Below are 13,055 nucleotides of genomic sequence, written 5' to 3'. Positions count from 1 at the left end.
CGTATTCTCGCGGTATGGCGACCCACGACCCCGAGCTGCGCAAGGAACTCGACGCGACCCTCCAGACGCGCAAGGAACTGGGGCCGGAGTACGAGTCCGAACTCCTGGAGTCCTTCCTGGAGAAGCTGGAGCGGAGCGTCGACCAGCGGGTGCGGCGGCAACTCGCCGAACAGCAGGTCCAGGTGGCCCGCGGCGCCCGGCCGCCGCGCCCCGGGGGCGGCGGCCCGGTCTCCTGGGAGCGGTTCGGGCTCGCCGCGCTCTCGCTGGTGCTGGCCGTGCCGCTGTCCGCGATCGCCGCGAGCCAGGCCGGGCAACCGGGACTGCTGATGTGCTGGGCCGGGATCGTCGGCGTCAACGCCGTACAGCGCGGCGGCCTGCACAGGCTGGTGCGCTCACGCACGGACCGCCGCGACGGCGCAAGGGACTGAAGACCGCGGGGGGGGCTGAAGGCCGCACGTGCCTGAAGCCGCAGGCGTCCGAAGACCGCAGAGGTCCAGGTCCGAAGGCTTCGGCGGGAGCCGGATGGCGCGGGGACCGCCGCACCCCGGCACTGCCGGGGGCGGGACGACGGCGGTCCCCGCACGGGACGCGTTCCGGGGTGAAGCCGGTCGTCGCATCCGGTGGCGACGGTGGAGGTCCGGGAGCCGCTCCGGAGGTCCTTGTCGCCGTGACATCAATCTGCCCGACGCGTGTTAAGCCCGTGCTGCGAGCACATGACGCATACGTACACCTTGCGGCGACGCCCCGTTTCCTGACGTCCGCTTGACGCCGTGACAGGTGCGGAACGGGACGGCGGCCGGGGCGCGGGACGTCACCGCCCCACGCCCCGGCCGCCGGGTCCCGCTGCTACTTGCCGGCCTCGCGCGCCAGATAGGCCAGCAGGTCCTGCCGGCTCACCACGCCCTTCGGCTTGCCCTCGACGAGGACGATCGCCGCGTCCGCGTTCTCCAGGACCGCCATCAGATCGGCGACCGGCTCGCCGGAGCCGACCTGCGGCAGCGGCCGGCACATGTGCTTCTCCAGCGGGTCGGTCAGCGAGGCACGCTGCGTGAACAGCGCATCGAGCAGTTCGCGCTCGACGACCGAGCCGACGACCTCGGCGGCCATCACATCCGGGTGCCCGGCGCCCGGCTTGACGATCGGCATCTGCGAGACGCCGTACTCGCGCAGCACCTCGATCGCCTCGCCGACGGTCTCCTCCGGGTGCATGTGCACCAGCGAGGGCAGCGCGCCCTCCTTGTGCTCCAGCACCTCGCCGACCCGGGCGGCGGCGCCGCCCTCCTCCAGGAAGCCGTAGTCGGCCATCCACTCGTCGTTGAAGATCTTGGAGAGGTAGCCGCGGCCGCTGTCCGGCAGCAGCACGACCACCACGTCGTCCGGGCCGAGCTTGGCGGCGACCTCCAGCGCACCCACCACGGCCATCCCGCAGGAGCCGCCGACCAGCAGGCCCTCCTCCTTGGCGAGCCGCCGGGTCATCTGGAAGGCGTCCTTGTCCGAGACCGCCACGATCTCGTCCGCGACGGTGCGGTCGTAGGCGGTCGGCCAGAAGTCCTCGCCGACGCCCTCGATCAGATACGGGCGCCCGGAGCCGCCGCTGTAGACGGAGCCCTCCGGGTCGGCGCCGATCACCTTGACCTTGCCGTCACTGGCGTCCTTCAGATAGCGGCCGGTGCCGCTGATCGTGCCGCCGGTGCCGACACCCGCCACGAAGTGGGTGATCCGCCCCCCGGTCTGCTCCCACAGCTCGGGACCGGTGCTCTCGTAGTGGGAGCGCGGGTTGTTCGGGTTGCTGTACTGGTCCGGCTTCCAGGCGCCGGGCGTCTCGCGCACCAGCCGGTCCGAGACGTTGTAGTACGAGTCCGGGTGCTCGGGGTCGACGGCGGTCGGGCAGACCACCACCTCGGCACCGTAGGCACGCAGCACATTGATCTTGTCCGTGGACACCTTGTCCGGGCAGACGAAGATGCACTTGTAGCCCTTTTGCTGGGCGACGATCGCCAGGCCCACACCGGTGTTGCCGGATGTCGGCTCGACGATGGTGCCGCCGGGCTGCAGCTCACCCGACTGCTCGGCGGCCTCGATCATCCGCACGGCGATCCGGTCCTTGACCGACCCGCCGGGGTTGAAGTACTCGACCTTCGCCAGGACGGTGGCCTGGATCCCTCGAGTGACGTTGTTGAGCCGCACGAGCGGGGTGTTGCCCACCAGCTCAATCATCGAATCGTAAAACTGCACGGTGGTCTCCGCGGTCAGGGGCACGCTCTCCTGCGCCCGTGCGGCCAGCCTATTGCCCGGGTCCGTTAGAGGAGGGATGCGTTGCGTTCCGTGCAGGAACGGGCAACACCCTGTTGTAGGAGTTCTTGCCGATTCAAGAGCGCGTCCGGCCCCCGTGGCCAGGGCGCGCCCGCAGTGCGCGGGGAGGTGCCCGGCCCATGCCGATGACGATGTCCAGGGCCAGAGTGGCCCGGCGGATCGCGACCGCTGCCGCTTTCGGTGGCGGCGGGATCGGCCTGCTCGGGGTGGCCACCGTCGGCGTGCTGCTGACCGAGGTCCGGCTGGCGCGCCGTACGGTCGGCGGCTCCAGCGACATTCCGCCGTGCGCCGACGGCCGTTACGGCGCCGCCTTCGACCACCTCACCGACCGCCCGCCGCTGCGGCTCGGCTTCCTCGGCGACTCCACCGCCGCGGGCCAGGGCGTCCACCGCGCCCGCCAGACTCCCGGCGCGCTGCTCGCCTCCGGCCTGGCCGCGCTCTCCGAGCTGCCCGTCGACTTCCGCAATGTGGCGCTGCCCGGCGCGCAGTCGGACGACCTGGCGCGCCAGGTGGAGCTGATGCTGGCGGACGGCACCGAGACCCCGGACGTCTGCGTCATCATGATCGGCGCGAACGATGTCACCCACCGGATGCCGCCCGCACAGTCCGTCCGCCATCTCTGTGAGGCGGTGCGTGCACTGCGTGCGGCGGGCTGCGAGGTGGTCGTCGGCACCTGCCCGGACCTGGGCACCATCGAGCCGGTCTACCAGCCGCTGCGCTGGGTGGCCCGGCGGCTCTCCCGGCAGCTCGCCGCCGCCCAGACCATCGGGGTGGTCGAGAGCGGCGGCCGTACGGTCTCGCTCGGCGATCTGCTCGGCCCCGAATTCGAGGCGCGCCCACGGGAGCTGTTCGGGCCGGACAACTACCACCCTTCGGCCGAGGGCTATGCCACCGCCGCGATGGCCCTGCTGCCGACGCTGTGTGCCTCGCTCGGCCTGTGGCCGGAGAAGGAGCAGCCGGAGCCCGCACGCGGCGAGGGTCTGCTGCCGGTCGCGCAGGCGGCCGCCGAGGCGGCCGCCGAGGGCGGCACGGAGGTCACCGCCTCCCGTCGTGCGCCCTGGGCGCTGCTCAAGCACCGCAGGCGCCGCCAGCTGCCGGCGCCGGAGCCGACGGACCCGTCCTCGGTCACCCCGTGACGGGCGGCCGTCCGGCACACCCCGGGCGGCGGTCGGAAACCAGCGGCCGGCGAGGGGGACACCCTCCGGCCAGGGGCCGCGGGGGAATACCCCGCGGCCCCTGGCCGTTCCTATAAGCGCCCGCTTAGAAAAGAGGCCCGCATCACAGCGCGGACCCCGTGACCTCAGCACTACGTGCAGGTAACTTCCCTCACAGTCCGCCCATTTCCCGCGCACTTGGAGCCGTGTGATGCCCGAAGCCGTGATCGTCTCAGCCGCCCGCTCCCCGATCGGCCGCGCCTTCAAGGGTTCGCTGAAGGATCTGCGGCCGGACGACCTGACCGCGAAGATCATCGAGACCGCCCTCGCCAAGGTCCCCGAGCTGGACCCCAGGGACATCGACGACCTGATGCTCGGCTGCGGCCTTCCCGGCGGCGAGCAGGGCCACAACCTCGGCCGCATCGTGGCCGTCCAGATGGGGATGGACCACCTCCCGGGCTGCACCATCACCCGTTACTGCTCCTCCTCGCTCCAGACGACCCGCATGGCGCTGCACGCCATCAAGGCCGGCGAGGGCGACGTCTTCCTCTCGGCCGGCGTCGAGACCGTCTCGCGCAGCGTCAAGGGCAGCTCCGACGGCCTGCCGGACACCCACAACCCGCTCTTCGCCGACGCCGAGGCCCGTACCGCGGCGCGCGCCGAGCAGGAGGGCGCCGACTGGCACGACCCGCGCGAGGACGGCCTGATCCCGGACGCGTACATCGCGATGGGCCAGACCGCGGAGAACCTCGCCCGCCTCAAGGGCGTCACCCGCCAGGACATGGACGAGTTCGGCGTCCGGTCCCAGAACCTCGCCGAGAAGGCGATCAACGACGGTTTCTGGGAACGGGAGATCACCCCGGTCACGCTGCCCGACGGCACGGTCGTCGCCAAGGACGACGGCCCCCGCGCCGGCGTCACCGTCGAGGGCGTCGCCGGCCTCAAGCCGGTCTTCCGCCCCGACGGCCTGGTGACCGCCGGCAACTGCTGCCCGCTGAACGACGGCGCCGCGGCGCTGGTCATCATGTCCGACACCAAGGCGCGCGAGCTGGGCCTGACCCCGCTGGCCCGGATCGTCTCCACCGGCGTCTCCGGCCTCTCCCCCGAGATCATGGGTTACGGCCCGGTCGAGGCCAGCAAGCAGGCGCTGCGGCGGGCCGGCCTCTCGGTCTCCGACATCGACCTGGTCGAGATCAACGAGGCGTTCGCCGCCCAGGTGATCCCGTCCTACCGCGACTTGGGCATCGACCTGGACCGCCTGAACGTCAACGGCGGCGCGATCGCCGTCGGCCACCCCTTCGGCATGACCGGCGCCCGGATCACCACCACCCTCATCAACTCCCTCCAGTGGCACGACAAGCAGTTCGGCCTGGAGACGATGTGCGTCGGCGGCGGCCAGGGCATGGCGATGGTCATCGAGCGGCTGAGCTGAGCTGCAGCGGAGGGTAGGGGTCGGGGCGCGAGGAACGAGTACCCCGGCACCTGCCCGCAGCGGAAGCGAAGCTCAGCGCGACCATGAACACGCGCGGCTGAGCTGACCCGAGTCGTAACAGAGGGTGGCGTCCGGGCCCGCGCGCGAGCGCATGCGCCCGCCCTCGCGCCGCTCACAAGGGAGCGCGACAAAACGGACCAACTACCGCCCGGCGCACACCCATCGCTGTCGTCCGGACACGGGCGGCGACATGGCGTGACCTGCGCCACTCGTTAACGAGATCGCGACCCAATCTCCCCCAGGATTGTGACCAACGCCCTGGGGGAGAGGCGTTCTTGCAGGTCAACAGGGGTTCGCCCGGGCGAACGAGCCCCCGGCTCCCCTCCTTTTCGGGACATAGTGCATCCGGAGCGGTCGCCGACCACCGGCAGCCTGATGTAGGAAGTCGGAGAACATTCTGCTAACGGGAGTACGCCGGTGAGCGAGGCGCTACCAGGAGTGATCCCGTGAGCGAGCGCATCAAGGGGGTCACCCCGACCGAAGGCCGGGGGAAGTCCACGTACCGATGCGCGGCCCGTGCGAAGAGGTGAGGGCCGCCGAGCGAAGTGGGGAGGACGCATGAGCGAGCGTCACCCGGGGATCCCCTCGGCCACCGGCCGGGGGCGCATCACCCATGGGTGCGCGTCTCGCCCGTGCGGGACCGAACGAAGAGAGGTTTCGGCATGAGCGTCACCACCCTCGTCCTGCTGCTGGCCGCGGTCGTCGCCGTGGCGCTGGGCGCCGCCGCCCTGCACACCGCCCGCGCCCTGCGCCGCCAGCTCGCCGAGCTGCACACCGAGCTCAGCGCGGCCCGGCAGGACGCCGTCGCGAGCACCGCGGCGGTGCACCCGGCCGCGGCGGCCATCCCGGCCGCTCGCGCCACCCCTGCCGCCGAGACCCCGCTCGCCGACATACGTGCCGCCGTCGCCGATGCCCTGGCCGAGGAGCGGGAACGCGAACTGGCCGAGGCCCGCGCCTTCTGGGCCGCGCAGGAGGCCAGGGACGCCGCCGACGCCCCGTCGCTGCTGGGCGGCCTCGCCGGCCTCGGCGACGAACTCCTCGACGGCCGCACCGACCAGCGCGAGCTGCCCGAGCGCCAGGACACCGACCGGTTCGACACCCAGCCGTTCCTCCCCCGCCAGGCGGACCTGGCCGGACTGGAGCCGCTGCTGGGCCCGGACGCCCTGGAGGCGATGGACGCGCTGGAGTCCATGGACGCCCTGGACGCGCCGGAGTTGGAGCCCGTCGAGGAGACCGAGTCCGCCGAGCTGGCCGCCGCGCGCCGGCGCCACCCCTCGCACCCCGACTTCTCGCCGTCCCCGGTGATCAGTGATCACGAGCGCACCGTCGCGCGCCTGGAGGAACTGGCGCAGCTGGCGACCCCGCTCGCGGATGTCCGCCCCGGCCCGCTGGGCACCCTGGACGTCTATGTCTTCACCGACGGCACCACGCTCTGCCTGACCCCCGGGCAGCGCGAGACCGCGGAGCGCGTGGCCGGCGCACTGCACGCGGGGCACACGCCCGTGCTGCTGGGCGGCTCCGGCATCTCCGGCGCGTACGCGCTGACCTTCTCCTGGGGCGAGAGCCGCGAGGAGAGCGTCTACATCCTCGCCGACCGCGTCATCGCCTCGCTCTGACCCGGCGCGGCGGTCCGCGTCAGCAGCGTTCCGCCGCCGCCCGGACGCATCGCACGGCCTCCGCCAGTTCGTCGGCGGGGGCCCTTTTCGCGTCAGAATCCCCCGCTGCGCCGGCCATCCGCACCGCGGCGGCGCGCAGCGCCTCGACAAGATCGTGGCCGGCCACCGCCAGCTGGTCGCCGGCCGCGAACACCCCGGCGTCCGGCAGCTCCCGCGGGGGCTCCCCCGGCCGCTCGATCAGCTGCGCCCGGGTCGCCAACTGCCGCGCCAGTGCCAGGCCTTCGGCCGCGGCGCCCTGGTGGAGCCTGCTCTGCGGCAGCGATCGGAGCCGGTCGGCGAGGGCGTCCACGGCGGTCTGCAAGGGGGTCACGTCAAGCACGCCGTGAGCCTATGCGCCACCCCGGGGTGGTTGCCAACGCCCGAACGCTCAGGCACGGTGGGCTGAAGAACCAGCATCGACCGCGTCCGGAGGCGCCGATGTCTCAGCTCTTCTCAGAAGAGACCCACCGGAACATGCTCTCCCGTATCCCGCACTGCACCGGCCGGGAAATCTCCGACTGGCTCCGCACCGTTGAGGAAGGCCCCGCTCTCTTCCGCTTCGACGAAAAGGTCAGCTGGCTCCGTGGCGAGCACAATCTCGCCTACGGCCATGCCAAGGCAATTGTCCATGAACACGACCTCAGGCGCGCTGCGCGCAAGTTCTGATCCGCGGTGACGGGGCCCGGCCCCGGTCCGGCTCAGGACACTCCTCGCTCACCACGCCGAAGGGCCCGCGGGCACCATGCCCACGGGCCCTTCGTGCGGCGCGCAGGCCGCGTACGGCGCCTTGTGCGGCGGCGTCGTGCGGGGTCAGTCGCCCCGGAGGATGGAGATCAGCCGAAGCATCTCCACGTAGATCCACACCAGGGTCGTGGTCAGGCCGAACGCCGCCAGCCAGGACTCCTCACGCGGCGCGCCGTAGGCGACACCGTCCTCGACCTGCTTGAAGTCCAGCGCCAGGAAGAGCGCGCCGAGGACCACGCCCACGACGCCGAAGGCGATGCCCAGGCCGCCGCTGCGGAAGCCGAGACCCTCGTTCCCGCTGAACACCATGAACAGGACGTTGACCATCGACAGCAGGAAGAAGCCGAGGCCCGCGATGATCACGAAGCGGGTGAACCGGGCGGTGACCCGGACGATCCGCGTCTTGTAGGCGACCAGCATGGCGACGAACACCGCCATGGTGCCCAGCACCGCCTGCATGGGGGCGCCGTGCAGCTGCGGCAGGTCGTTGATGAAGCCGCTGAGCGCCCCGAGGAAAAGGCCCTCCAGCCCCGCGTACCCGAGGATCAGTGCGGGCGACGGCGTGCGCTTGAAGGACTGGATGACGCCCAGCACCATCGCGACCAGGCCTGCGCCGAACGCGAAGCCGAGGCTCCCGGTCAGGAAGAGCCAGCCGGCGGTGGCGCCCACGAGGAGCGTGCCGAGCGTCATGCCCGTGCGCATGACGACGTCGTCCATCGTCATCGGACGGGTCTGCGGGCTGTACTGCGGCGGTGCCTGGGTTACCTGCTGCTGGTCCTGGGCGTAGGGGTTGCCGCCCTGCGCGTAGGGGTTGGCTCCGGCGTACGGGTTCGCGGCGGCCCCGGCCTGCGGCGGTGCGTTGAAGCCCGCGTAGCCGGTGGCGCGGCTGAACCCCCGTCGCGAGAAGACCGGGTTGCTGCTCCTCATCTCACTCCTCCATGGCCGCCCTGCGCGGCCTCGACGGCAAGCGTAATGGCTTGGCAAAGGGGCGTCGCTAGTTCTTGAGCAGGATCTTTCCCCGAACCCGCCCGGACACCTCCTCCGTGAGGAGGACGTTCGAGAGGACGCAGAGGTGCCCGCAGCGGGCCCGGACAGGCGGCATCCGACCGGCCGGGCGGCCCTGCCGCTACACCGCCGCCTCTCTCCGCCCCCGCCATTCCGGATATTCGATCTCTTGCTGTGTTCTTGCCGTGCTCTTGCCGTGTCTCGTCGCGCTCTTGCCGCGCTCTTGCCGCTCTCTTGTTGCCTTCTTGTTGCCGTCCGTTGTCATCGCGGGAGACCGCCCGTGCCCGAACTGCCATTTCCGTCTGCGGCCCGGGGACTCCCCTCGGGCCGCTTCGCGCGGAATCCGATAAATGTCTGATCGCAACGGACCTCACATGACACGGCAGGCAACCGATTCACAGGGGGACCCGTCTTCCCTGGCGGCCGGATCCTGCCCCGGCGGGTGGATCTGCAGGGCTGACGCATGGTCAAGATCCGAACGCCGGAGTACCCCTCACCGTTCTCCCACGACTCACCGTCCGTAGCGCTATGGACGCGATCGGTTGTAATCCGGGGGTGCAGACAGGGCTATTCTGGCGGGAAACAGTAGCGAAAGAGGGTTGAGGTGCCTGTGCCTGACGTCTCAGTAGTCGTCATCGTCTACAACGACGCCGACCGGTTGCCGACCGCGGTTCAGTCCGTGCTGGATCAAACGCTCCGGGACGTCGAGGTGGTGATCGTCGACGACTGCAGCACCGACCGTTCTTTCGAAGTGGCGCAGCGACTCGCCGCTGATCATCCAGGGCGGGCCAGAGCCTTCCAGCTGCCGGAGAACAGCGGTGGGTGCGGCGAGCCGCGCAACGCCGGCATCCAGCACACCCGGGGCCGCTACGTCATGTTCCTGGACAGCGATGACGTCCTGGAACCCAATGCGTGCCGGAATATGCTGGAGGCCGCCGAGAAAACCGGCTCCGATATCGTTTCCGGTCAGTGTGTACGACTGCATGTGGACACCCGCAATCAGAAGCGGGACGAGTGGTATTCCTGGCTGTACTCCACCACCCGGACCATCGATTCCGTAACGGAATTTCCGGACCTGTTCGTGTGGGACACCCTCTCCACCAACAAGTGCTACCGGCGTGAATTCCTCATGGCACACAATCTCCGCTTCGCCAAGGGATTGTTCTACGAGGACCTGCTCTTTATCGCCGATGCTTACCTCGCCGCGGAACGCATCACCCTGATCCCCAATCAGGTCTATTTCTGGAATGTCTACACGCAGGGCGCCGTGAAGTCGGTGACAAACCGACGGCACGAGATGCGGAATTACGTCCACCGGCTGGAGGTCCACAAGCGGATCGACGCCATGCTGGCGGAGCGCGGGCTCACCGAGATGAAGCTCGCCAAGGACATCAAATTCCTCAAGCACGACCTGGTGCTGCATCTGCGGGATCTGCCGTTCCGCGACGAGGCCTACCGCCGGGAGTTCGCCGAGCTCTCCCGGGAATACCTCGCCGGCGTGGCTCCCGAGGCGTACGAGCACGTCCAGCCGATACAGGCCATCTGTGCGTATCTGCTCCAGCAGGGTGACTGGGCCGGCCTGATCCCGGCGGTCGACACGCTCATCAACCGCACCAAGCTCTCCTCGCCGCTCGCCGAGCACGACGGCCGGATCTACTGGTGCGGCGGCCACTTCGACGATGCGTTCGGGCGCGGCGTGCTGGACGTGACCGACATCGGCTACCACGAGAAGCCGGTCAACCAGCTGTTCCTGCGCAACCAGCTCACCGGCTTCGGCGAGTCCGGCCGGGCCGTCTCGCTGACCGGCGAGATCACCAACCCGCTCGGCGTCATCCCGCCCGGTGCGCGGCTCAAGGGCGAGCTGGAGTTCAGTGCCCGGCGGCGCAGCCTGCAGTCCTTCCACTTCCCGGTGCAGGAGCTGCGCCACGAGGGGGACGCCATCCACTGGGCGGCCGTCGCCGACCTCACCGCGAAGCTGCGCCCGCTGGGCATCGTCGACACCATCTGGGACGTACGGCTGCACCTGGAGGTGGACGGCGTGCGCACCACGAGCCGGCTCACCGTCGCCGACACCGCGCTGTCCGGGGCGCTGCCGGTGCGGCCGCGGCTGACACGGATGGTCGCCGACCACCTCGAACCGCATGTCTCGGCCAAGGGGCATCTGGCATTCCGGCTGGTCAGCGAGGGCCAGAAGGCCGAGCGCGTACAGGAACTGATCAGCCTCGGGGTGCACGGCAAGCCGGGGACGCTGGCCAAGACCGGCTACCGCAAGGCGAAGGCGCTGCGCGGCAAGGTCCTCTCGGGCGACAACAAGATCCGCGCCTATCACGAGGTGTTCAGCAGGCTGCCGGTCAAGAAGCGCACGGTGGTCTTCGAAAGCCACCTGGGCAAGCAGTACAGCGACAGTCCGCGCGCCCTCTACGAGGAGATGCGCCGGCAGGGCCTGGAGTTCGAGGCGATCTGGTCGTACGCGGGGTCCCCCAAGGGCTTCCCCAAGGACGCCACGCTCGTCAAGCGCTGGTCGCTGCCCTACCTCAAGGCGCTGGCCCAGGCCGAGTTCTGGGTGGACAACCAGAGCTACCCGCTCAAGCTCACCAAGCGCCCGGAGACGACCTATCTCCAGACCTGGCACGGCTCGGCGCTGAAGAACATGGGCTTCGACCAGCCGGCGCTGAAGGCGCAGACCCGGCAGCAGCAGGCGGAGCAGCAGCGTTCGCTGGACCGCTTCGACCGGTTCCTGATCCGCTCCGAGCACGATGTGCACACCCTCGCCAGGGCCTTCCGGCTCAAGGAGAAGACCCTGCTGCGGGTGGGGTACCCGCGCAATGATGCGCTGGTGCGCGCCCGGCAGCGGGAGGCGGACCGGGGCGTGCGTGAACGCGGGCCGCTGGCCGCCAAGTTGGGCATTCCCGACGACAAGACCGTGCTGCTTTACGCGCCGACGTTCCGTAAGGCCGGCGGCCGGCACGGGCGCTTCGAATTGCCCTTCGACGTGGAGCGTTTCGCCGATCGGTTCGGCGACCGCTATGTCCTCCTGGTGCGTTCGCACTACCTCAATCACGTGGTGCTGCCGCCGACCGTGCAGGGCCGGGTCATCGACGTATCGGCGCACCACGATGTGACCCCGGTGCTGGAGCTGGCCGACGGGCTGATCACCGACTATTCCTCGGTGATGTTCGACTATGCGCTGCTCGACCGGCCGCTGGTGTTCTTCACCTACGACTACGACGAGTATGTGCACGAGGGCCGTGGCACCTACTTCGATCTGCTGGAGCACGCACCGGGCCCGGTGGTCCGCACCGAGGACGATTTCCACCAGGCGATCAAGGCCTTCGAGTCGCAGTCCGCGGAATACGCGGAGAGCCGCAAGGAATTCGTCGCCAAGTTCGGGGAATACGACCAGGGCAACGCCGCCCAGAGCATCGTCGATCAGTTTTTCGCGCAGTGGAGCCGTTGATGACCGAGTCGTACGCAGCCGAGCCGCGGGACATCTTCTTCGTCTCCAACAGCGTCAACGAGGTGGGTGGCGTCACCAGTTGGTCGCACCAGATGGCGCGCCTGTTCAGCGAGCGGGGCCACCGGGTGCACCTCGTCGGCGTGGTGCCGCCCCCGGAGGGACGGGTCCACGAGCTGGCGGCCGACCTGCCGTTCAAGACCACCACGCTCTACTCCGCGCACCCGCCCTCCGTCCGCCCCCCGCGGGGCCTCAAGGGCAGGCTCAACCTCGTCGAGCAGCGCCGCCGCGCCGCCCGCGAGGCCGGTATGCAGGAGCAGGCGGACAAGATGAGCGCGCTGTTCCGGGCGGCGAAGCCGGGCGGCGTGGTGATCGTCACGCAGGTGTGGGCGATGGAGTGGGTGGCACTGGCCGACACCGCGGGTCTGAGCGTGATCGGTATGAGCCATGAATCCTTCGAAACCTGCCGTAAGTCGTCGCGCTTCGGCCGGGTCAAGCGGTTTTACGCGAACGTCGACCGGATGTTGACGCTCACCCGGGAGGACGCCGACCGCTGGATCCGGCAGCGGATGGACAATGTCGGCTTCATGCCGAACCCGCTGCCGTTCTTCCCGGAGGTCCCCTCGGACCGCTCCCGCAAGTGTGTGGTCAGCATCGGCCGGCTCCACGAGGAGAAGGGCGTGGACCTCCTGCTGGAGGCCTGGGCCAAGGTCGCACCGCAGCACCCCGACTGGACGCTGCGGATCTACGGCTCCGGCGAGGAAGAGGAAGCACTGCGCAAGCAGGCCGCGGACCTGGGAGTCGCCGCCACGGTCGCCTGGATGGGCCGGACGTCCGAGGTGCCGGGCGCGCTGCGGGAGAGCGCGGTCTTCGCCCTCAGCTCGCGCGGCGAGGGCTTCCCGCTGGCCCCCATGGAGGCCATGGCGACGGCCGTGCCGTGTGTGGCGTTCGACGTGGCACCGGGCGTCCACGAGATCATCTCGGACGGCGTGGACGGCCTCCTCGCTCCCCCGGGCAACATCACCGAATTCGCCCGGCATCTCGACACCCTGATGTCCGACAGGGACCTGCGCGACACCATGGGCGAAGCGGCCCGGGAGAACATCCAGCGCTTCTCCACGGACGAGATCGTCGGCCGCTGGGAGAACCTGTTCACGCTCGTGGAGCGCTGAGGCGCGGGCGCCCGCGCCGCAGGGCGCCGACGCCCGTGGGCGCGGAGCCGGCAACTGCGCGCGGGG

General features: G+C 70.2%; 10 protein-coding genes. 7 read left to right on the top strand and 3 right to left on the bottom strand.

Translation table 11 applies throughout. The features are described 5' to 3' along the window. Positions 1-14: 14 nt before the first annotated feature. Entirely contained in the window at positions 15-428 is a 414-nt protein-coding gene (locus OHS81_RS22335) for a hypothetical protein (RefSeq protein ID WP_328386451.1), read from the top strand. A 418-nt stretch (positions 429-846) separates the two neighbouring features. Here the strand turns inward: OHS81_RS22335 and OHS81_RS22330 are convergent, their stop codons facing one another. Then, positions 847-2,235, bottom strand: a complete 1,389-nt coding sequence (locus OHS81_RS22330) for a cystathionine beta-synthase (protein WP_328386450.1) — start codon at positions 2,233-2,235, stop codon at positions 847-849. A gap of 197 nt (positions 2,236-2,432) precedes the next feature. Between OHS81_RS22330 and OHS81_RS22325 the strand changes: the two genes are divergently transcribed. The 3 genes from OHS81_RS22325 (at position 2,433) to OHS81_RS22315 (ending at position 6,575) form a co-directional block, all read left to right on the top strand. Continuing rightward, positions 2,433-3,449 (top strand): SGNH/GDSL hydrolase family protein, encoded by a 1,017-nt coding sequence (locus OHS81_RS22325; RefSeq protein WP_328386449.1) that lies wholly within the window; start codon positions 2,433-2,435, stop codon positions 3,447-3,449. A 229-nt stretch (positions 3,450-3,678) separates the two neighbouring features. Continuing rightward, positions 3,679-4,899 (top strand): acetyl-CoA C-acetyltransferase, encoded by a 1,221-nt coding sequence (locus OHS81_RS22320; RefSeq protein ID WP_328386448.1) that lies wholly within the window; start codon positions 3,679-3,681, stop codon positions 4,897-4,899. A 722-nt stretch (positions 4,900-5,621) separates the two neighbouring features. Further along, positions 5,622-6,575, top strand: coding sequence for a hypothetical protein (locus tag OHS81_RS22315; RefSeq protein WP_328386447.1), 954 nt, complete (start codon positions 5,622-5,624; stop codon positions 6,573-6,575). Between the two features lie 19 nt (positions 6,576-6,594). Here the strand turns inward: OHS81_RS22315 and OHS81_RS22310 are convergent, their stop codons facing one another. Next, entirely contained in the window at positions 6,595-6,954 is a 360-nt protein-coding gene (locus OHS81_RS22310; protein WP_328386446.1) for a hypothetical protein, read from the bottom strand. Positions 6,955-7,052: 98 nt separating this feature from the next. Between OHS81_RS22310 and OHS81_RS22305 the strand changes: the two genes are divergently transcribed. Next, positions 7,053-7,280 (top strand): DUF4287 domain-containing protein, encoded by a 228-nt coding sequence (locus OHS81_RS22305; protein ID WP_030088455.1) that lies wholly within the window; start codon positions 7,053-7,055, stop codon positions 7,278-7,280. Positions 7,281-7,424: 144 nt separating this feature from the next. Here OHS81_RS22305 and OHS81_RS22300 read toward each other — a convergent pair whose 3' ends face one another. After that, complete coding sequence (locus OHS81_RS22300) at positions 7,425-8,285, bottom strand: Bax inhibitor-1/YccA family protein (RefSeq protein ID WP_328386445.1); 861 nt, start codon at positions 8,283-8,285, stop codon at positions 7,425-7,427. Positions 8,286-8,973: 688 nt separating this feature from the next. Here OHS81_RS22300 and OHS81_RS22295 point away from each other — a divergent pair. Both OHS81_RS22295 and OHS81_RS22290 read left to right on the top strand, forming a co-directional pair. Continuing rightward, on the top strand, positions 8,974-11,820 hold the full coding sequence (locus tag OHS81_RS22295) for a bifunctional glycosyltransferase/CDP-glycerol:glycerophosphate glycerophosphotransferase (protein ID WP_328391336.1): 2,847 nt from the start codon (positions 8,974-8,976) through the stop codon (positions 11,818-11,820). After that, positions 11,820-12,989 (top strand): glycosyltransferase, encoded by a 1,170-nt coding sequence (locus OHS81_RS22290; protein ID WP_328386444.1) that lies wholly within the window; start codon positions 11,820-11,822, stop codon positions 12,987-12,989. Before OHS81_RS22295 ends, OHS81_RS22290 begins: the two co-directional genes overlap by 1 nt. The last annotated feature ends 66 nt before the right edge of the window (positions 12,990-13,055 follow it).

The sequence above is a fragment of the Streptomyces sp. NBC_00400 genome (assembly GCF_036048035.1).
Taxonomy (GTDB): Bacteria; Actinomycetota; Actinomycetes; order Streptomycetales; family Streptomycetaceae; genus Streptomyces.
Note: the sequence above shows the minus strand (reverse complement) of the source record. Positions and strands in the feature narration are given on the sequence as shown.